The organism is Cryobacterium aureum (genome assembly GCF_002954245.1).
Classification (GTDB): domain Bacteria; phylum Actinomycetota; class Actinomycetes; order Actinomycetales; family Microbacteriaceae; genus Cryobacterium; species Cryobacterium aureum.
On sequence record NZ_PPTG01000029.1, the window covers coordinates 29285 to 49552 of the forward strand.

Annotated in this window: 19 protein-coding genes and 1 tRNA gene; 11 read left to right on the top strand and 9 right to left on the bottom strand. The window is 64.9% G+C overall.

The features are described from left to right. Positions 1-24: 24 nt before the first annotated feature. The 3 genes from CJ028_RS11265 to CJ028_RS11275 form a co-directional block, all read right to left on the bottom strand. Positions 25-1332 carry an RICIN domain-containing protein gene (locus tag CJ028_RS11265; RefSeq protein ID WP_105035345.1) on the bottom strand — a complete coding sequence of 436 codons (1308 nt, stop codon included), beginning with the start codon at positions 1330-1332 and terminating at the stop codon, positions 25-27. 3 nt (positions 1333-1335) lie between these two features. After that, positions 1336-1944, bottom strand: a complete 609-nt coding sequence (locus CJ028_RS11270) for a hypothetical protein (protein ID WP_105035346.1) — start codon at positions 1942-1944, stop codon at positions 1336-1338. Positions 1945-2054: 110 nt separating this feature from the next. Continuing rightward, positions 2055-2627: an alternate-type signal peptide domain-containing protein gene (locus tag CJ028_RS11275; RefSeq protein ID WP_105035347.1), complete on the bottom strand. Its 573-nt coding sequence runs from the start codon at positions 2625-2627 to the stop codon at positions 2055-2057. 306 nt (positions 2628-2933) lie between these two features. Here CJ028_RS11275 and CJ028_RS11280 point away from each other — a divergent pair, with 306 nt between their 5' ends. Beyond that, positions 2934-4352: a cryptochrome/photolyase family protein gene (locus CJ028_RS11280; protein WP_105035348.1), complete on the top strand. Its 1419-nt coding sequence runs from the start codon at positions 2934-2936 to the stop codon at positions 4350-4352. Between the two features lie 126 nt (positions 4353-4478). Here CJ028_RS11280 and aceB read toward each other — a convergent pair whose 3' ends face one another. Further along, positions 4479-6152 (bottom strand): malate synthase A, encoded by a 1674-nt coding sequence (gene aceB / locus CJ028_RS11285; RefSeq protein WP_105035349.1) that lies wholly within the window; start codon positions 6150-6152, stop codon positions 4479-4481. 265 nt (positions 6153-6417) lie between these two features. Between aceB and CJ028_RS11290 the strand changes: the two genes are divergently transcribed. The 5 genes from CJ028_RS11290 to CJ028_RS11310 all read left to right on the top strand — a co-directional run bounded on the left by CJ028_RS11290 (position 6418) and on the right by CJ028_RS11310 (position 12031). Beyond that, positions 6418-7899: a helix-turn-helix transcriptional regulator gene (locus CJ028_RS11290; RefSeq protein WP_105035350.1), complete on the top strand. Its 1482-nt coding sequence runs from the start codon at positions 6418-6420 to the stop codon at positions 7897-7899. 231 nt (positions 7900-8130) lie between these two features. Continuing rightward, positions 8131-9078, top strand: coding sequence for an ATP-binding cassette domain-containing protein (locus CJ028_RS11295; RefSeq protein WP_161498962.1), 948 nt, complete (start codon positions 8131-8133; stop codon positions 9076-9078). Positions 9079-9082: 4 nt separating this feature from the next. Next, complete coding sequence (locus CJ028_RS11300; protein ID WP_105035352.1) at positions 9083-9841, top strand: FadR/GntR family transcriptional regulator; 759 nt, start codon at positions 9083-9085, stop codon at positions 9839-9841. A 1-nt stretch (position 9842) separates the two neighbouring features. After that, positions 9843-10583, top strand: a complete 741-nt coding sequence (locus tag CJ028_RS11305; protein ID WP_105035353.1) for a cache domain-containing protein — start codon at positions 9843-9845, stop codon at positions 10581-10583. Positions 10584-10666: 83 nt separating this feature from the next. Next, positions 10667-12031, top strand: coding sequence for an NAD-dependent succinate-semialdehyde dehydrogenase (locus CJ028_RS11310; protein WP_105035354.1), 1365 nt, complete (start codon positions 10667-10669; stop codon positions 12029-12031). Positions 12032-12206: 175 nt separating this feature from the next. On the opposite strand, the gene rplA is transcribed toward CJ028_RS11310, so the two are convergent. The 5 genes from rplA to CJ028_RS11335 all read right to left on the bottom strand — a co-directional run bounded on the left by rplA (position 12207) and on the right by CJ028_RS11335 (position 15053). Beyond that, positions 12207-12896, bottom strand: coding sequence for a 50S ribosomal protein L1 (rplA, locus tag CJ028_RS11315; RefSeq protein ID WP_092106323.1), 690 nt, complete (start codon positions 12894-12896; stop codon positions 12207-12209). A 120-nt stretch (positions 12897-13016) separates the two neighbouring features. Next, positions 13017-13448, bottom strand: coding sequence for a 50S ribosomal protein L11 (gene rplK, locus CJ028_RS11320; RefSeq protein ID WP_092106326.1), 432 nt, complete (start codon positions 13446-13448; stop codon positions 13017-13019). 138 nt (positions 13449-13586) lie between these two features. Next, on the bottom strand, positions 13587-14552 hold the full coding sequence (nusG, locus tag CJ028_RS11325) for a transcription termination/antitermination protein NusG (protein ID WP_105035355.1): 966 nt from the start codon (positions 14550-14552) through the stop codon (positions 13587-13589). A gap of 115 nt (positions 14553-14667) precedes the next feature. Next, on the bottom strand, positions 14668-14940 hold the full coding sequence (secE, locus tag CJ028_RS11330) for a preprotein translocase subunit SecE (RefSeq protein WP_105035356.1): 273 nt from the start codon (positions 14938-14940) through the stop codon (positions 14668-14670). 40 nt (positions 14941-14980) lie between these two features. Then, positions 14981-15053: transfer RNA gene (locus CJ028_RS11335), tRNA-Trp, on the bottom strand. A 266-nt stretch (positions 15054-15319) separates the two neighbouring features. Here CJ028_RS11335 and CJ028_RS11340 point away from each other — a divergent pair. From CJ028_RS11340 to CJ028_RS11360, 5 genes are all read left to right on the top strand, one after another. Then, positions 15320-16522 carry a pyridoxal phosphate-dependent aminotransferase gene (locus CJ028_RS11340; RefSeq protein WP_105035357.1) on the top strand — a complete coding sequence of 401 codons (1203 nt, stop codon included), beginning with the start codon at positions 15320-15322 and terminating at the stop codon, positions 16520-16522. A 90-nt stretch (positions 16523-16612) separates the two neighbouring features. Then, positions 16613-17542, top strand: coding sequence for an ABC transporter ATP-binding protein (locus tag CJ028_RS11345; protein WP_105035358.1), 930 nt, complete (start codon positions 16613-16615; stop codon positions 17540-17542). Continuing rightward, entirely contained in the window at positions 17539-18393 is an 855-nt protein-coding gene (locus CJ028_RS11350; RefSeq protein ID WP_105035359.1) for an ABC transporter permease, read from the top strand. Before CJ028_RS11345 ends, CJ028_RS11350 begins: the two co-directional genes overlap by 4 nt. Before the next feature lie 37 nt (positions 18394-18430). Beyond that, positions 18431-19651 (top strand): sensor histidine kinase, encoded by a 1221-nt coding sequence (locus tag CJ028_RS11355; protein ID WP_105035360.1) that lies wholly within the window; start codon positions 18431-18433, stop codon positions 19649-19651. Further along, the gene (locus CJ028_RS11360) at positions 19648-20268 is read left to right on the top strand and encodes a response regulator (protein ID WP_105035361.1); all 621 of its coding nucleotides are present in this window, start codon (positions 19648-19650) and stop codon (positions 20266-20268) included. The genes CJ028_RS11355 and CJ028_RS11360 overlap by 4 nt, the downstream gene beginning before the upstream one ends.

Here is a 20268-nt window from a genome sequence, read left to right on the forward strand (position 1 = left end):
TCGTCGGAGGCGTCGACGCGGGACTCATCCGTTCGCCGCCGTCAGGGTGAATTGCTGGGAGGCTGCCGCAATGCATGGTTGGACTTTCAGCGCCGTTCCGGCGGTGTTGGCCGGTGCGTACGCGCAGTCCGGTTTGTTCTTGTTTGGCCCGATGGTGAATCGATAGACGCCGTTGCCCACCAGGTCACCGCTCCACTGCTGGCCGGCTTCTTGCGGGTCGCGCGCTGCCACTACGACCGTATCGAGCCCCGAGGTCGGGCGCTGCCAGACCAGTCCGGGCATGTCCCTCGAGCTGATGAAGGCGCCGTTCGACGAGTCCTCGTACTTCCACAGCTGGGTCGCCTTGGTCTCGTCGCAAGCCTCCACCGTCACCGCACCGTTGGTCCGTGTCGATCCGGTGACGCACAACGTTCCGCTCTTCACCCGGTACCAGCTGGTCGGTGACGGTGTCGGACTCGTCGTAACGGATGCCGGCGTCGACTGGGCCGACAAGTTGCCGGCCGCATCGGCGGCACCGACGGTGTAGACGTAGGTCGTGCCGACGTTGAGTCCAGTATCGGTATAGGTCCTGCCAGTGATGTCCGCACCGACCCGCACCCCGTCGCGATAGAGGCGGTAAGCGGCGACGCCGACGTTGTCGCTGGCAGCCGTCCAAGTGAGTGTGGCGGCGGCATCCGTTGTCGCTGTGGCGGTCAGATTGGTCGGCGCGGTCGGCGCGGAGACATCGGGCACAGTCTGCGTCACGGTGACCGAGGCGGCCTGGGCCTTCCAGTTGGTACCGACGACGGCAATCAGATCGAGTCGAGCCGCGACCTGGCCACCGGCGTAGGTCGACATTGACGCGGACGACATCGACGTGCGCACACAGAGCACGACGGACCCACTCGCGGCGAGAGACCCGGTCAGCGGCGTTGCGCTCGCCCAGGTGAAGACGGTCTGGTTTCCGGGCAGCGTCGTGCTCGCGGTGCAATTGGCGGCGGCGGCGACCGGCCAGGTTGTCACACTGACCGCACCGGCCAGCGCCGCGGGCGACGACACAGCACCGAACGTCAGCGTGTACGTGGACGGCACAGATCCATTGGTGAGCGTGATGGGCTTAGTCGTGGTGGAGGTGCCCGTCTTGTATTCGAATTTCAGCTGGTCGTAGTTGGATTGCGTGATGCTGACCTTGCCCGAAGTCACGGATCCCGTCGCCGTGGACGCCGCGGTGGTCCAGTCGGAATGGGCGGCGCCGGAGACCGCGAGCACGAGAAACAGCACCGTGCCGAGCAGGGCCGCGCTGTGGCGCTGCCAGCCAGGTCGAGCGCCAGCCTGGCGGTGTGAACGGGTCATGGTTTAGGCCTGAACTCCGGTGAGAACGACGCCAAAATTGGCCGCAGACGACGATTGGCTCAGGCTCGGGGCGTCCGCGGGCAGCGCGACCAGCACACACAGCGTTCCGGACTGGGCTTTGGCGAGCGTCAGGCCCACGGCCGTCGACGGCGCATTGGCAAACGTCGCACTTGAGCTGGGGGACACGGCGCTCGTGCACCCGGCTGCGTTGGCGACGACGGCAAGGCCAATGGTGAGCGAGTTGGAGAGGGTCGAGGCAGTCGTCGGCGCGAGGAGCGAGGAGCGGGTCACGGTGAGTGGCACGTCACCGGTGTTCGTGACGGTGACCGGGGCGGCAATCACCAGTCCCGGGTACAGCGCGGCGGCGGGAAGTGTGAGGGCCGAGACCGTCATCGTTGCCGTTCCTGAAGACATCGTGGCCGAGGGGGTAGCAGCGCTCGAGTTCAGGAGGGCGTAGGTGCCGCCGACCGCGGTCGTGGCCAGAACGACGGCCAGAAGAGTGGATGCTGCGGCCAATATCAGAGTCCGCGCGCGTAGCCGCAGGGTCGGCACTGCACGGTGGTGGCGACGCTCGGCGGGCGATGCGCTGTGGCGACCACGGGTTGTCTTCATATCACCGCGCTTTCTGATCGAACGGAGGAGCCGGACGGAGAATCGCACCGCCCGGGGTGCCCATCGTCGGGTGATGGGTACACCAGGGACGGCGCAGGAATGGTGAAGAACTAGGCGGTCTGCGTCAGGGTCACGGCGAGGGCTCCGAGGTTGACCGACCCGAGCTTGGCGTCGTTCTCGGCTCCTGCCGTCGCGGTCTTGGGGAAGGTCAGCGTGACGATCACCGTGGCCGTGCGTGCGGCGCCACCGGTCGCGGTCGGCGTGATCGTGAGGTTCGGACTGGTACCGGTAATGCCGGCGCCGGTGATCGACAGGGTTGCCGACTTGGTGATGTAGCCGGCGAGCTTCACGTCGATCGGAGCTGCAGCGTTCGTCGGCACGACTGTGGCCGGGTCGAGAACCGCGGTCGCAACCAGGTTGTCGCCGCTTGCCACGATGTCCACCGTTTTCGTGTAGGTGAGGACGTCACCGGGCACGATGCGGTAGTTGCTGAGCGTAATCACGGTCGCGCCGCTCTTCCAGACACCGGCGGTCGCGCTGTCGGCAACCGTCAAGGTGCCGGCCGCGATAGTTCCGCCGGCAATCGAGGCGCTCGAATTCCAGAGCGCGAACGTTCCGGCACCCCCGAGCAGCAGGGTTAGTCCGGCGGCGCCGGCTATGGCGCTAACGAGAAGCTTGTTCATAAAGAGGACCTTTCGGGAGATCGGCTCAGTGGCCAATGGTTTACACACTATGTGGGACAGACAGATTTGTCTGTCCGCCGTTAACCCCCAGAATGGGGTTTCGAATAAGAGTCCGTTTGGTACCGAATTGGTTGATATGCACACAAGAATGGGTGAATTCGACGGTAGATCGAGAGGAAGACAACTAAAAAACGATGCACAGCTCGGCTGACGAGTCTGCTCACCAGCAGACTGGACAGACCGTTCTACCTCCGAATTGGTCTGGTCCGTGGCATGGTCCAGAATGGAGTTTCACGAGGAGACCACATGACTTCAGATCACAGAACCGACCAGGCTGGGCCCGTTATCGTGTGGTTTCGCGACGATCTTCGGGTTGCCGACCATCCAGCCCTGCACGCGGCGATCGAGCAGAGGCAGCCGATCGTGGCGCTCTACCTGCTCGACCAGCAATCCGAGGGCGTACGGCCACTCGGCGGCGCAGCCCGCTGGTGGCTGCATCAGAGCCTGCGATCCCTCGCCGACTCAATCGCCACCCTCGGTGGCCGGCTTATTCTGCGCCGCGGTGCGGCCGGCCCGATCATCGCCCGGTTGGTGCACGAAACGGATGCCTCCGCCGTGTTCTGGAACCGTCGCTACGGATTGGCCGAACGTACGATCGACACCGAGATCAAGAACCATCTGCGTGCCAGTGGAGTCGACGCCCACAGCTTCGGCGGTTCACTTCTGTTCGAACCGTGGACGATTCAGACCGGGCAGGGCGGCTCCTATTCCGTCTTTACCCCGTTCTGGCGGGCCTGCACGGCGGGTGCGCCCCCACGCGCGCCCTATCCGGCACCGACCGCTATTCCCGGCTGGGTGGGTGACCCCACCGCGGACATCCTCGACTCAGACGACCTCGACGATTGGGGACTCGAACCGTCCAGCCCCGACTGGGCCGGCGGGCTGCGCGCCGCGTGGGCGCCGGGTGAGGCATCCGCTCACGCCCTGCTCGACACCTTTCTCGCCGAGTCGCTCCCCCGCTACGCCGCCGAACGCGACGAACCGGCTCAGAACGCGACCTCTCGGCTGTCTCCGCACCTGCGCTGGGGCGAGATCAGCCCGCACCAGGTATGGGCGGCCACCCACAAGGCCCAACGCGGCCTCAGCGGAAGCGCGTTGGCCAGCGCGACCCGGTTTCTGACGGAAGTCGGATGGCGGGAATTCGCCTACCACGTGCTTTTTCACGCGCCGGACCTCGCAACCAAGAACCTACGGCCCGCCTTCGACGCTTTCCCGTGGCCACCCCTCGATCAGGATGCCCTGGCGGCCTGGCAGCAGGGTCGCACCGGCTTGGCCCTGGTCGACGCTGGCATGCGCGAGCTGTGGCGCACCGGAAGTATGCACAATCGGGTACGCATGGTGACGGCATCATTCCTGATCAAGAATATGTTGGTCGATTGGCGGGAGGGCGAACGCTGGTTCTGGGACACACTGGTCGACGCTGATGCGGCTAGCAACCCGTTCGGCTGGCAATGGGTCGCTGGCTCAGGGGCGGATGCGGCACCGTATTTTCGTATCTTCAATCCCGACCTGCAGGCAGCCAAGTTCGACCCGCACCAGCAGTACATCCGGGCGAACGTGCCCGAATACGGCACGGATGCCTATCCAGGGCCGCTCGTCGACCTCGGCGAGTCCCGCCGAGCCGCGCTGGCTGCCTACGAGCTGGTAAAAAACCCGACCGGGTGAGCACCCGCCCCGCTCGACCGCGGCCACGCAAAAACGGGCAAACAGTCGCCGCCCCTGTGATGATGCCGGGGCCAGACAACCATTTACCCGCTTTCGCGAACGCAGAGCGCTAGCTGCAAAAACTATTTAGAAGAAACGAGCATACGCACCAACCGTGAGGAAGGTCGGGAACTCCGGCTCGAGAGCCGAGGTGCGCAGCACCGTGAGGGCGTCATCGAAGCGGTCGGTGGGCGTGCGCTCGAGGCCGTCCACGACCTCGTCAAGCACCTCTTCAACCCAGTCGGAGTCGATCCGGCGGCCCTCGGCAGTAACCGAGTTCTCGTGGATCCACTGCCAGAGCTGCGAGCGGGAGATTTCCGCGGTAGCGGCGTCTTCCATCAGGTTGTCGATTGCCGCAGCGCCGACGCCGCGCAGCCAGGACTCGATGTAGCGGAGCGAGATGAGCACGTTGCCGCGCACACCGGCCTCGGTGATCGATCCGCCCACCGAAGCAACATCGAGCAGCTGGGCGGCGGTCACGCTCACCTCGGGGCGGGTGCGCTCGAGCTGGTTCGGGCGGTCGCCGAGCACCTTGTCGAACTCGGCCTGCGCGGTCGGGATCAGGTCGGGGTGCGCAACCCAGGAACCATCGAATCCGTCGGTGGCCTCACGCTTCTTGTCCGCGGCGACCTGGGAGAGAGCCTGCTCGGTGACGGCCGGGTCGCGACGGTTCGGAATGAAGGCGCTCATGCCGCCGATGGCGAAGGCCCCACGACGGTGGCAGGTGGCCACGAGCAGTTCGGTGTATGCCCGCATGAACGGCACCGTCATGGTGATCTGCTTGCGGTCGGGAAAGACAAAACGGCTGCCGCGGGCACGGAACGTCTTGATGATGCTAAAGATGTAGTCCCAGCGTCCGGCGTTGAGGCCAGCGCAGTGATCGCGCAGTTCGTAGAGGATTTCTTCCATCTCGAAGCCGGCCTGGATCGTCTCGATCAGCACCGTGGCGCGAATAGTGCCGTACTCGATACCCAGGCGTTCTTCGGCGTAGGTGAAGATGTCGTTCCACAGGCGTGCTTCTTTGTGGCTCTCCAGCTTGGCCAGGTAGAAGTACGGGCCGGTGCCGTTCTCAATGAGCTTCTTCGCGTTGTGAAAGAAGTACAGGCCGAAGTCGATGAGGCTGCCGGAGGACTTCATGCGGCGGTTGGCGCGATCGATGAAGGTGACGTGCTTGTCAACGAGGTGCCAGCCGCGCGGACGCATCACGATGGTCGGCGTCGACTCGTTCGTGATCTCGTATTTCTTACCGTCGGGGCTCGTGAAGCTGAGCTGGCCGCGCACCTGGTCGAACAGGGTCAGCTGGCCCTCGATCACGTTGGTCCAGGTGGGGCTCGTGGCGTCTTCCTGGTCGGCGAGCCAGACCTTGGCGCTGGAGTTCAGTGCGTTGATGGCCATCTTGCGGTCGGTCGGGCCGGTGATCTCCACTCTGCGGTCTTCCAGGCCGGGTCCGGCTCCCGCAACGCTCCAGGTGGGATCGAGACGGATGCTCGCGGTTTCGCTCAGAAATCTGGGGTCACGGCCGTTCGCGGCATCCACTCGAGTCTGCAGCCGGGCAGCGAGCAGGTCGTGCCGGGTGCCGGCAAAACGCTCGTGCAGTTCGGCGAGAAATTCGAGGGCGTCGGGGGTGAGGATCTCGTCATAACGATCGCCCAGTGGCCCGGTGACCTCGAGGTGCGGACGAATCGTGGCGAAGCTGCCGGTGCTCGTCTTCACCGTCTCGGAGGTGACCGGCTGATCGATGGTCGGGTTCGGGGTGTTCATGGTCTGGCTCCTTGCGAAAGTAGGTGATACCGACAGGGGGCGAGCCGCAGCTGCACGGTTCGCCCGATCTCAGGCGGAGGATGGTGGAGCGATTCTGCTTCGGTCGTATCGGTGAACGCGAGGGTGAGCGTTCTCGATTCGACAGTCGGTGCTTGCCTGTGCCTCTACTCTGCCCGGTTCGGGCAAGGCCAAACCACAATCAATGCACAGAAGAAACCTTCTTCTTCTGATTGTGGAAACTTTTGCAATCTGCAACACTGAGGCCATGGTCCCCGCAGAAGCCCTCGCCGCACTGTCCTCCCTCAGCGTTGATGAGCCGGAGCTGGACGCCCTCACGCTCGGCCGTCGCATCCGGGAACTGCGCACCAACCGCCGCATGACGCTCGACGCCCTCGCCGCAGCGATCGACCGCGCGCCCTCGCAGGTGTCGATGATGGAGAACGGCAAACGCGAACCGCGCCTCTCCATGCTGCGCACGATCGCCCTGGCGCTCGGCACCACCGTCGAAGAACTGATGCGAACGGATGCCCCGTCCGAACGAGCCGCCCTGGAAATCTCGGTGGAACGCGCCCAGCGCGGGCCGGTGTTCCAGGCGCTCGGACTCCCCCGGATCCGGGTGAGCAAAGGCCAGAGCGATGAAACACTGCAGACCATCCTCAGCCTGCACAATGAAATCGACCGGCTCAACCGGGAGCGAGCAGCCACCCCGGAGGAGGCCCGCCGGGCCAACTCCGCGCTGCGCCAAATCATGCGCCAGCAAGACAACTACTTTCCAGAGCTGGAGGCACAGGCCCTCGAGCTGCTCACCGCGGTCGGACATTCCGGTGGCCCGGTGTCGCAGCAGCTCGTCGCCGACATGGCCACCCACCTGGGATTTTCGCTGCACTACGTGAACGACCTGCCGCACTCCACCCGGTCGGTCACCGACAAGCGCAACGGGCGCATCTACCTGCCGACCGAACATTCGGCCTCGCGGGATTCCCGCTCGCCGATCGTGCAGGCCTTCGCGAGCCACCTGTGCGCGCACGAAGAGCCGAAAAATTATGCCGAATTTCTGCGCCAACGGGTGGAAACCAACTACCTCACCGCCGCGATCCTGCTGCCGGAGCGGGACGCCGTGCGCATGCTGACCGAGGCGAAGACCCTTCGGCGCATCTCAATGGAAGATCTGCGGGACGCCTTCGCGGTCTCCTACGAGACGGCCGCGCACCGCTTCACCAACCTCGCCACCGCCCGCCTGGACATTCCGGTGCACTTCATGAAGGTGCACGAGTCCGGCACGATCATTAAAGCCTACGAAAACGACAATGTGCGGTTTCCGAGCGACGCGCTCGGCGCGGTCGAAGGCACCACGGTCTGCCGCAGCTGGACCGCCCGCACCGTATTCGACGTCGAAGACCGCTTCAGCGCCTGGTACCAGTACACGGACATGCCCGCCGGCAGTTTTTGGTGCACCTCCCGCATCGAAAAAGCCAAGGAGGGCCAGTATTCGGTGAGCGTTGGGGTGCCGTTCGCTCACGTGAAGTGGTTCCGCGGCCGCGAGACCGCAAACCGCGCCGTCTCCAAATGCCCCGATGAGTCCTGCTGCCGCCGGGCTCCCGACAACCTCGCCGGACGCTGGGCCGGGCAGTCCTGGCCCGCCGCACGCACCCCGACGAGCCTGCTCGCCGCCCTGCCCACCGGCACCTTTCCCGGCGTTGACCAGACCGAGGTGTACGAGTTTCTCGAAGCCCACTCGCCGCGCTAGCCTTGGCCGGGCCAGCGGGCGGGCGGGAGGGATGCGCATCCGCTCCTGTACAAACAAACCGGTACGTTGTAGGCAATACTTTTCGGTACAATTGCTATGACGTGAAAGCGCTTGAACAAGCGGCCTTTTTGCGGTACCACGCACCAGAGATAGTCGGTTGGGCTTGTCCCACGCGTCGCCGCTCGTCTCGACCTACTGAAATGCGAGCCGACCATGTGTGACGCTCGCAGTGTGATAAGTCGTCTCAATCGCGCCGTGCGCGCGGGAATTCCCTCGGCTGAACCGCGGCCGACCGAGCCGCAGGATCAGGTCGCTCCGGCGTCGCCGGCTGAAACGACCGCGCCCATGCCGTCACACTGGTTTCGCTCCGCGGCACTGCTCGATGTGCGCGGGCTTCAGGTCGCGGCTGCGGCACACTCCAATGCACCGCGTGTGGTGCAGGGCATCTCGCTCTCCATCACCTGCGGCGAGGTCGTCGGGCTGGTCGGAGACGCGTCTTCCGGTGCTCTCGAGGTCGCCCAGTGCATCGCCGGCGTGCTGCCCGCCCCGGCGACCATCCGATCCGGGTCGATTCTGTTCAACGGCGTCGAACTGGTCGGGCTGCCGCCACGATCATTCTCCCGGCTACACGACGCCCAGGTGGCATACCTGCCGCGCAAGCCACACGACAGCCTCGACCCGAATCTGACCGTGGGAACCCAGCTGGCTACACCGCTGCGTTCCGGCGGCGGTCTGTCGAAACCGGCCGCCTACGAACGCTCACTGGACCTGCTGGGCCAGGCCGGTGTGGAAAATCCGGAACACACCTTCACCGCTTACCCGCGCGACGTATCGGCGACCCTGGCGCAGCGCGTGCACATCGCCACTGCCTTGGCCGGCAGCCCGAATCTGCTCGTGGCCGACGACCCGACCGACACCTTGAACGCGTCCGACAGTTCCGACATTCTGGAGCTGCTGAGCAGATTGCAGCGCGAACGCGAACTGACCATGATCATCGTGACGCGCTCGGTGCGCGTTGCGGCGCTGATCTGCCATCGTGTTGCCGTGGTGCGCACCGGTGCGATCGTCGAATACGCGTCGGTCGCCGATCTGTTCGGCTCCCCCAAGCATTCGTATACCCGCGAGCTGCTTTACGCGGCAGAGAATGAGTCTCGGGGGGAGCCCGGGCTTGTAGATTAGGCGCATGGAGGCATACAACCGACCGGGCGCACGCGAAGCGATTTTCGCGCAGCTCGTCGACGCCGGCCGCACCGAGCAGGTAACCGCCCGACTCACCGACGCCATCATTCTCGGCGTTCTCGCCCCCGACGAACGCCTGCCGAGCGAATCCGATCTGGCGCGCCGCTTCGGCGTGGCCCTGATCACGGTGCGTGAGGGACTCTCCGTGCTGCGCGATGCCGGCCTGGTCGAGACTCGGCGAGGGCGCGGCGGCGGCAGTTTCGTGATGAAAGCGGATGCCCCGCACAGCACGCTGGTGCAGGCCCGCCTCCACGGCCTGGCCCAGGTCGATCTCTCTGACATGGCCGTCTATTTCGCGACCGTTGTCGAGGGGTGTGCGCAGCGGGCTGCGCTGCGCGCCTCAGAACCCGACTCCGACCGCCTCGATCTGTGGCTGCGCGGCGCTGACTTCGCGAGCGTCGCCGGCGCCCGCACCAACGCCGGCGGGTTCTACCTGGAGCTGGCCGTGCTCAGCCAGTCCGCCCGACTGGTGCGGGAGCTGATCCGGCTGCAGGCCGAGTTCGGCCCGCTGCTGCTGCTCGGCATGACGGATGCTCGCACCCGCCGGTCACTGCTTGAGAGCAATCATGCCATTGCCGACGCCGTGCGTACCAACGACGACGCCGCCGCCCGACAGTTCGCGACCGAGCAGGTGCGAATCCTGGCCGAATGGCTGCTGAACGCGAAAGCCAGAATCGAACGAGGCGGAGCCTGGGATGCCTGAGATGCCTGAGATTTCTCAGCTGCCCGACGTGGCGATCACCAACTGCGCCGCCGCTGTGGGCGCGTTCTTCGCTGGTGCCTTCACCGAGCTGGACGGGTGGCGGCAGGCACTTTCCAACGGGGACACCGAGGTGCGTCCCGCCGAGCTCGACGCCCGCGTCGAGGCTTTGGTGCGTCCCGCCCTGAACGATGCCAGCCCGTTGTTCGTCGGTGCCGGGTTCATTGCCGCGCCCGGCTACGTACGTGGCCGGGACATCCACTTTGCCTGGTGGCTGGGACCGCAGGCTGGCAACTCGCTGCTCGGCAGCAGCAGCACGGCCACCCGCCTCGACCTCGCGACCCGCGCGTACACCGACTACGTGCGCGATTTTCGCACGCTGGAGTGGTACCAGGTGCCGCAGTCCACCAACCAGACACACGTCACCGGGCCCTACGTCGACCACCTCTGCACCTGCGAGTACATCTTCACGCTGACCATGCCGGTGCGCATCGGCACGGACACCCCCATGCTCGGCGTGGTCGGAGCGGATGTCTCGGTGCGCCGTCTCGAGAGCATGGTGCTTCCGCTCTTTCTCGCGGCCGACCAGCCACTCGCCCTCGTCAACGCTGTTGACCGGGTCGTGATCTCCACGGAGCCGACCGTGCAGGTCGGTCAGCTCACCGCGCATTCCGGTAACTTTATGGCCTGCTCCGGTCTGCCGTTTCGAGTTCTCGTCAGCCCCGACAGCCTGCCTCGTTTTTAATCATCCGTTGCTATATCTTTGACAAACCAGAGTTTGCATCGGCGCCGGTTTCTTGGGTGCCCGACCAGTGAAGGATAAAGCCTATGCCCAGCTACGCAGTCATCAACCCGGCCACCGGGGAGACAGTCAAGACCTACGACACAATCTCGGATGCCGCGCTCACCGCCGCACTCGTCGCCGCAGACGACGCCCACACCTGGTCGCGCTCCATCAGCGTCGAGGAGCGCGCAGCGCTCGTGCGCCGCGTGGCCGAGCTGCACCTCGAGCGCCGCCAGGAGCTCGCCGAGATCATCGTGCGCGAAATGGGTAAGCCCATGGAGCAGGCCCTCGGCGAGGTTGACTTCAGCGCCGACATCTACGCCTTTTACGCCGACAATGCGACGGATCTGCTGAAAGACGAAGCCATCAACCTGCTCGCCGGCGAGGGTTCGGCCCTCATCCGTCGCAGCTCGCTCGGCGTGCTGCTCGGCATCATGCCGTGGAACTTCCCGTACTACCAAGTTGCCCGTTTCGCCGGACCGAACCTGATCATCGGCAACACCATCCTGCTCAAGCACGCCGAGCAGTGCCCCGAATCGGCCGCCGCGATCGCGCAGATCATGCTGGACGCCGGTTTCCACGAGGGGGCATACACGAACCTCTACGCTTCCCATGATCAGATCGCCACGGTCATCGCCGACAAGCGCGTGCAGGGTGTCTCGCTCACCGGGTCGGAGCGCGCGGGAGCTGCGATTGCTGAGATCGCCGGGCGCCACTTGAAGAAGGTCGTGCTCGAGCTCGGCGGCTCGGACCCGTTCATCCTGTTGTCCACCGACGACCTGGATGAGACCGTCGACGCCGCCGTGGCTGCTCGCCTCGACAATAATGGCCAGGCCTGCAATGCGGCTAAGCGCTTTATCGTCATCGAGGATCTGTACCAGCCTTTCCTGGATAAGTTCACCGCGGCAATCGCCGCCGTCGAGGTGGGCGACCCGACCAAGGACGGTACCGGACTCGGACCGCTCTCGTCGGCAAAGGCCACAGAAACTCTCACCGAGCAGGTTGCACGCGCTGTGGCTCAGGGTGCCACCCTTGTCACGGGCGGAACCGCTGAGGGCAACTTCTTCGCCGGAACCGTGCTCACTGACGTAGTGCCCGGCTCCGATGCCTTCCACGAAGAGTTCTTCGGCCCGGTCGCACAGATCTTCAGCGTCCCCGACGAGGCCGCCGCAGTCGCATTGGCCAACAACACCCCGTTCGGCCTCGGTTCCTACGTCTTCACCACCGATCCAGAGCAGGCACTGCGCGTGGCCGACGGCATTGAGGCCGGCATGGTCTTCATCAATTTGGTCGGTGCCGACGGTGCCGAGCTGCCCTTCGGTGGCGTTAAGAGGTCCGGCTCGGGGCGCGAACTGGGCCGTTTCGGTGCCGACGAATTCGTCAACAAGAAGATGATCCGCATCGGCTAACTCGACCGCTGCTACAGCCTCTCAGCGGATGCACGCGCCCATTCTCGGTAGCCGCTACGCCGGTTATCGTAGCGCCTAACGAGATGGGGCGCGGTCAGCCATCCGGTTAAAACAAGAAGGGCCCGTCCGAGGACGGGCCCTTCTTTATGAAGCTGGTGCTTAGATGCTTCGCGCCTTAGATGCTATTGACATCGAGCTGGATGCCAGGACCGAAGGTGGTCGAGACGACGCCCTTGGTGATGTAACGGCCCTTGGACGAGCTCGGCTTGAGGCGGTTGATCTCCTCGAGCGCGGCGGAGATGTTCTCGTTCAGCTGGTCGGCCGAGAAGGATGCCTTGCCGACGACGAAGTGTACGTTGGAGTGCTTGTCGACGCGGAATTCGATCTTTCCGCCCTTGATGTCGGACACGGCCTTGGCGACGTCGGGCGTCACGGTTCCGGTCTTCGGGTTGGGCATAAGGCCACGCGGGCCGAGCACCTTTCCGAGACGGCCGACCTTACCCATGAGCTCGGGGGTCGAGACGGCGGAGTCGAACGAGGTGTAACCAGCGGCTACCTTCTCGATGAGCTCATCGCCACCGACCTCGTCGGCGCCGGCTGCGATCGCGGCTTCGGCGGCAGGGCCGGTTGCGAAGACGATAACGCGGGCGGTGCGTCCGGTGCCGTGCGGGAGGATGACGGTTCCACGAACCATCTGGTCGGCCTTGCGGGGGTCGACTCCGAGGCGGAGGGCGACCTCAACCGTGGAGTTGAACTTCGCGGAGCCGGTCTCCTTGGCGAGGGCTACGGCCTCGGCCGGGGTGAAGACGTTGTCTTCGCCGATTTTGGCGGCGGAGGCGCGGTACGCCTTTGACTTGGTTGCCATGTTGAATCTCCTGTATGTACTTCAGAGTGTGGTGCGAACCTGGCAGGCTCTTCCACTAATTGCTAAGGTGCACGGGCGCCGTGTAGCGCCGAAGCGGGGGTGTTTGCGCAGTTGTTGGTGCTAGGCGCTGACCGTGATGCCCATGGAGCGGGCGGTTCCGGCGATGATCTTCGCGGCGGCGTCGATGTCGTTGGCGTTGAGGTCAACCATCTTCGCTTCGGCGATCTCGCGGACCTGGGCCTGGGTGAGGTTGGCAACCTTGACGGTGTGCGGGGTTCCGCTGCCCTTGGCGACGCCGGCGGCCTTCTTGATGAGCTCCGCTGCGGGCGGGGTCTTCAGGATGAACGTGAACGAACGGTCGTCGTAGACGGTGATCTCAACGGGGATGACGTTGCCGCGCTGGGCTTCGGTCGCTGCGTTGTAGGCCTTGCAGAATTCCATGATGTTCACGCCGTGCTGACCCAGTGCCGGCCCGATGGGCGGTGCGGGGTTGGCTGCGCCGGCCTTGATCTGAAGTTTGATCAGACCTGTAACCTTCTTCTTCGGTGCCATTGTGTTGTCCTTCGTATTGATGTGCGAGCAGCCCTGGGGTCGCTCTCCCGGTGGCCCGGATGGGCCCCGGTGGTTTGGGGAAACCAGCGTGGATGACCGTTAGTCGGGCATCCGCTTTGCTGGTAAGAGCTGTGCTGGTTAGAGCTTGGTGACTTGGTCGAAGCTGAGCTCGACCGGAGTCTCACGCTCGAATAGGGAGACGAGCACGATGAGCTTGCCGCTCTCCGGCTTGATCTCGCTGATCGATCCGGGCAGGCCCGCGAACGAACCTTCCTTGATCGTGATGGTTTCGCCGATTTCGTAGTCGACCTCGGCAGCGATGACGCGCTGCGCCGACTTTCCGGGGGCGCCGCCGGCCTTGGTGGGGGCTTCGACGATCTCGACGAGTCCCTTGAGCATGCCGAAGGCTTCTTCGAAGCGCAGCGGAGTGGGGTTGTGGGCGTTGCCGACGAAGCCGGTCACGCCAGGGGTGTGGCGAACAACCGACCAGCTGTCTTCGTCGAGGTCCATGCGCACGAGCACGTAGCCGGGGATGCGCACTCGGGTGACCATCTTGCGCTGGCCGTTCTTGATCTCGACGACATCTTCCATGGGAACTTCGCACTGGTAGATGAAGTCTTCCATCGCCATCGACTGCTTGCGGTTCTCAATGTTCGACTTCACGCGACGCTCGAAACCGGCGTAGGAGTGAATGACGTACCACTTGCCCGGCAGAAAGCGCAGTTCCTTGCGGAAGGCTTCGTACGGGTCGACCTCGGCGTCGTCGTCGGATGCCTCGGTGTCTGCTTCGGCGGCGAGCAGCTCGTCTTCGTCTTCGACGGCTTCGACGGACGCGTCGGCTTCCTCGGCCGAATCGATGTCGAGGGCGTCGTCGACGATGGCGTCGGCTTCGGGATCGGAGGACTCGGCGAGGGCGTCGAGTGCAGCGTCGAGGTTGACCTCGACGTCGTCGTTCTCGTCGATGACGTGCAGGGCGACCTGCTCGGCGGCCTCTACGGAAATCTCGTCGGCGGCGAGGGTGTTACCTTCCTGCGCCTCGTCTTCCTCGGAGGACTGCTCGGCGGCAGTGGCCCAGTCGACATCGTCGTGCTTCGTCTCAGTCACTAAATCTCAATCCCTAATTTTTGTGCGTGTGCAAGTTGTCTGGGCACGTGGTGTGCCGGTAATGCAGGTGCCGGTAGTACAGGCCTTCCGCCAGAGCGGATGCCTTCGTTGCAGATTAGCCCGGTGTTCCGAACACATAGAGCACGGCGAGACCGAAGACCCAGTCCATGGCCGAGACGATGCCCATCATGATGATCACGAAGACCAGTACGACGCCCGTGTAACTCAGCAGCTCTTTACGAGTCGGCGTGACGACCTTCCGCAGTTCCGCGAAAACCTGCTTGATGAACAGGGACAACCGAGCGAAAGGACCGCGATTGGACTCGCGGGCAATTCGTGCGTTCGCGACGATTTCCTCACTAGGTTCGTCGACAACTTTTCGGGCCACCTGTTACACCTCTCCTGGTCGGCAGACTTCTACCGATGTGCAGGGCGGACAGGACTCGAACCTGCAACCTGCGGTTTTGGAGACCGCTGCTCTACCAATTGAGCCACCACCCTATGGAAGCAAACCCGCCATACCGATAACACTTTCGACTAGGTGTAAACACTTAGAAAAAGGCGCAAAAAAGCATGGCAGAATTCAACTACCTTAAACCAGTCTAGGTCACGGACCGGCCACTGTAAAGCTGAGCCGCGTTTCCCCGACACGCGGGCCCTGCCACTCACTGTTCAGTGAGGCACAAAATCGTTAGCGGCTCGGTACTACTTTCATCGGGTCGGGTACCTTCTATTCCGCGCGCGGGATAGGTAGCTAAGCTCAACGTGTGGCTCACGAACTCAAGCGAATTTCTACTCGAATAGGCTCTATTGCTGAGTCGGCGACCCTCAAGGTTGACGGCAAGGCCAAGGCGCTGCAGGCGGCCGGGCGGCCGGTGATCAGCTTCGCGGCGGGGGAACCCGACTTCCAGACGCCCGAGCACATCGTGGAGGCGGCGCTGGCCGCCGTGCGAGACCCGAAGAACTATCGCTACACCCCGGCAGCCGGACTGCCCGAACTGCGCGAGGCCATCGCCGCCAAGACCCTGCGCGACAGCGGCCTTGCGGTGTCGCCGAGTCAGGTCGTTGTCACCAACGGTGGCAAGCAGGCCGTGTACCAGGCCTTCGCCACCCTGCTCGATCCCGGCGACGAGGTCATCGTGCCGACCCCGTACTGGACCACCTACCCCGAGGCAATCCGCCTGGCCGGCGGCGTGCAGGTGGACGTCTTCGCCGGCAGCGACCAGGGCTACCTCGTAACGGTCGAGCAGCTCGAAGCCGCACGCACCCCGCGCAGCAAGGTGCTGCTGTTCGTCTCACCCTCAAACCCCACCGGCGCCGTCTATTCGCCGGAACAGACTCGGGCCATCGGCCAGTGGGCCGAAGACAACGGCCTCTGGGTCATCTCCGACGAGATCTACCAGAACTTGACGTATGACGGCGTGCGGGCCGTCTCCATCGTCGAAGCCGTTCCGGCGCTGACCGACCGCACCATTCTGGTCAACGGTGTCGCGAAGACGTATGCCATGACGGGCTGGCGCCTCGGCTGGATGGTCGGCCCTCTGGACGCCATCAAGGCGGCCGCGAATCTGCAGTCGCACCTCTCCTCGAACGTCTCGAACATCTCCCAGCGCGCGGGAATCGCCGCGCTGAACGGCCCACAGGATGCCGCCGAGGCAATGCGAGTCGCGTTCGACCGCCGCCGCAAGCTCATCGTCGCCGAGTTGAACAAGATCCCCGGTGTGGTGACCCCAACCCCGCAGGGTGCGTTCTACGTCTACCCCGACGTGACCGGCCTGCTGGGTCGTTCGTGGGGCGGCGTCACCCCGAGGACGTCGCTCGAACTCGCCGACCTCATTCTCGACCAGGCCGAGGTCGCCGCCGTTCCCGGCGAGGCCTTCGGCCCGAGCGGGTTCCTGCGCCTGTCATACGCCCTCGGCGATGATTCCCTGCTCGAGGGTGTGCAGCGCCTGCAACGCCTGTTCGCCTAGCCGCGGCCGGGCGGCATCCGTCTATCGGTGGATGCGGGAGTAGGCGTACCGGCGGTGGTGCGTGTGGCGCGGGAGTGGGATTCTGGTTGCATGACATCCACTCCCCCGATCGTGCAGGTGCGCGATCTGCAGAAATCGTATGGCAGCGTTGAGGCGGTGCGCGGCGTCAGTTTCTCCATCGCCGCCGGTGAGACTTTCGCCCTGCTCGGCCCAAACGGCGCCGGCAAGAGCACGACCATCGAGATTCTCGAGGGCTACCGCGACCGCACCGGCGGCGAGGTCACCGTGCTCGGTGTTGATCCGCGCCGCGGCGGCCTCGATTGGAAGGCGCGCCTCGGCATCGTACTGCAGGCCAGCGGTGAGAGCGGCAACGTGACCGTCACCGAGCAGCTGCGCCACTTCGCGGGCTTCTACCCCAACCCGCGCGACGTCGACGAGGTCATCGACGCCACCGGCTTGCGGGAGAAGGCGAAAACCCGCATCAGCAAGCTCTCCGGCGGGCAGCGTCGCCGCGTGGATGTTGCGCTCGGCATCATCGGACGCCCCGAGTTGCTCTTTCTCGACGAACCGACCACCGGCTTCGATCCCGAGGCCAGACACCAGTTCTGGGATCTCATTCGCTCGCTCAAAACTGAGGGGACGACCATTTTGCTGACCACCCACTACCTCGACGAGGCCGCTCAACTCGGCGACCGCGCCGGCATCATCGCCGACGGCCGGCTGATCGATATCGGCTCGATCCATGAGATCGGTGGTGCGGATGCCCGCATTCCGCTCGTGCGCTGGCGTGACGGAAACGGAATGGTGCGCGAAGAACGCACGAGCCACCCCGCTCGGGTCGTCGCCGAACTCGTGGCACGTTTGAACGGCGCAGAACCCGAGGACCTCGAGGTGATCCGGCCGAGCCTCGAAGACGTGTACCTGTCGCTCGTGCGCGGCAACGAAGCGGCTGCCGCGCGAACCGAGACGGCGGCATCCGCTGGCAGAGGCGTACTCACGGAACAGGTCGTGCGCGCATGAGCGCCACGATCACCGACACTCGCCCGCCGAAGAAAGCGCCGGGCACGCTTGCTCTCGGCCTGTCCCGCATCGGCTACGAGACCAGGTTGTACTTTCGCTCGCCCGACACCCTGTTCTTCACGTTCTTCTTTCCTTTCATCATGCTCGCAATCTTCACCGCTGCCTTCAGCGCCTCTGGCAATATCGGGGGCAACGCTGACGGAGTTGGCGGGGTCAGCGTGGGCGCGTACTACCTTCCCGGCATGCTCGCCGCCGGCATGCTGCTCTCCGGCGTGCAGAACCTCGCCGTCGACATTGCCGGGGAGAAGAGTGACGGCACCCTCAAACGGCTCGGCGGCACGCCGCTGTCGCCACTGAGTTACTTTCTCGGCAAGATCGGGCAGGTCTTCGTCACCGCCATTCTGCAAGCAACGCTCTTGCTGCTGGTTGCTCGGTTCGTGCTCGATATCGCTCTGCCGACCGAGCCCGAGAAATGGGCCACCTTCGCTTGGGTCTTCGTGTTCGGTGTGATCACGAGCGCGTTCCTGGGAATCGCGCTGTCGGCGGTGCCGCGATCGGGCAAGAGTGCAACGGCCGTCGTGATTCCGGTGGTACTGGTGCTGCAGTTCATCTCGGGGGTCTACCTGCAATTCACGGCCCTGCCCGATTGGATGCAGAACCTGGCCAGCATCTTTCCGCTCAAGTGGATGGCGCAGGGCATGCGGTCGGTCTTTCTGCCCGACAGTTTCGCGGCCGCCGAACAGACCGGATCCTGGGACCTGGTCTGGGTGGCCGCAGCCCTCGGGGTGTGGCTTGTGGTGGGGCTGCTGCTGAGCCGGATGACGTTTCGGTGGATTCGCCGCGACGCGTGAGCGCCCGGCCACCCCGCACAGGTGGGATGCTGGAGCCATGACGAGTGCGCGCTGGTGGGACGTGGCTTTCGGCGGGGCCCTCGCCGCCATGGCGATCACGGCGACCCTCTATCCGGCCGATGGGAGCCTGGGCGGAGCTCTGGCCACCCTCGCCGGGCTCGGCCTGGCCTATCTGGGGTTTGGGCGGCGCGGCATCCGTCTTGCTGGCACCGGCCGGACGGCGTCCAGTGTGGCTTTTCTGGTGACGGTGATTCTCGGCTGCGGGGTGGGCGCCGCGTTCACTCCAAACCTCTCAACCTTGCAAGCCATTGGGTTTCCGGTGGTCTGGGTTCTCGCTGGCTCCTACGCGGCGGCGGTCTGGGTGAGCGCCGCCCTCGCCATGTCGGTCGGTCTCGGCCTCACCGTGAGCCTCGGCGGTACAGTGGCAGCAGCGGCCGAAGCCGGTGCAATCGAAGCGATCTCGTTCATCTTCGCTCTCGCCCTCGGAACCTGGATGACCCGCATCATCTGCGCCGGCGACCGGCATCGCCGGCTGCTCGAAGAACTCACCCGCACGCAGGGCGAGCTCGCCACCCTGCACCGTGCGGCGGGCAGTTCCGCGGAGCGGGAACGGTTGGCCCGCGATATTCACGACACCATCGCCCAAACCCTCACCGGGCTGGTCATGCTCGCCGAGCGCACTCGCGGTGAGCTCACGGCTATCCCGGCCCGGGTGTCGGCCGCACAGACCAGCATCGATTTGATCGAAACCAACGCCCGTGAAGCCCTCACCGAGACTCGCGCGCTGGTCGCCACCCTCTCACCGGTGCGCGAACCCGGGATGGGTCTGGCCGGCACGATTCTGCGGTTGGCCGATCGCTTCACGCAAGAAACAGGCATCCAGACGGATGCCACGGTGCAGGTCGGCGACATTGACCGCGAAGTCGAGGTGGTGCTGCTCCGCTGTGTGCAGGAGGGTCTTGCGAACGTGCGGCAGCATTCCGGGGCGGGGGCGGCATCCGTTCTGATCGAACGCATCGGGACCACGGTAGTGCTCACCGTCAGCGACGACGGACGCGGCCTGGGCCGTCCCCGCGTCGACCACAACACCGGCTTCGGTCTGGCCGGAATGCGCGACCGGGTACTGCTCGTGCACGGTGAATTGGAGCTTGGCACCCGGCCGACGGGCGGAACGCTGCTGCGGGTGACCGTGCCATTGCCCGCTCCCCTCGCTCTGGCACTGGCCGCTAAGGTCTCCCACATCGAGGCCGGCGCATGATTCGCGTACTGGTTGCCGATGACCATCCCATCGTGCGCGGCGGTATCGTGAGCCTGCTGGCCCAGGCCGACGACATCTCCATCGTCGGGGAGGCCGCGGACGGCACCGAGGCCGTTCGACTGGCCTTGGAGCTGCAGCCCGATCTGGTGCTCATGGACCTGCGCATGCCCGGTCAGAGCGGCGCAGCGGCGACCGCGCAGATTGTGGCGGCGGCGGCGGGCATCCGAGTGCTGATTCTGACGACGTATGAAAGCGACGACCAGATTCTGGGTGCCATCGAAGCTGGCGCGAGCGGCTATTTGCTCAAAGCTGCGCCCCAGGAGGAGATCATCGCCGGCGTGCGGTCGGTCGCGGCCGGCCAGACCGTGCTCGCTCCGTCTATTGCGGCGACGCTCGTGCAGCGGGTTCGTGGACAGTCGGCAGCGGCACGGCTGTCGCCGCGCGAACTCGACGTGCTAAGGCTCGTCGGCGCAGGCGAGAGCAACCCCGAGATCGCACGATCGTTGTTCATCGGCGAAGCGACCGTGAAAACCCATTTGCTGCACGTGTTTGAGAAACTCGCGGTGAAGGATCGCACCCGCGCGGTGACCCTCGCCATGGAACTCGGCCTGCTGTAA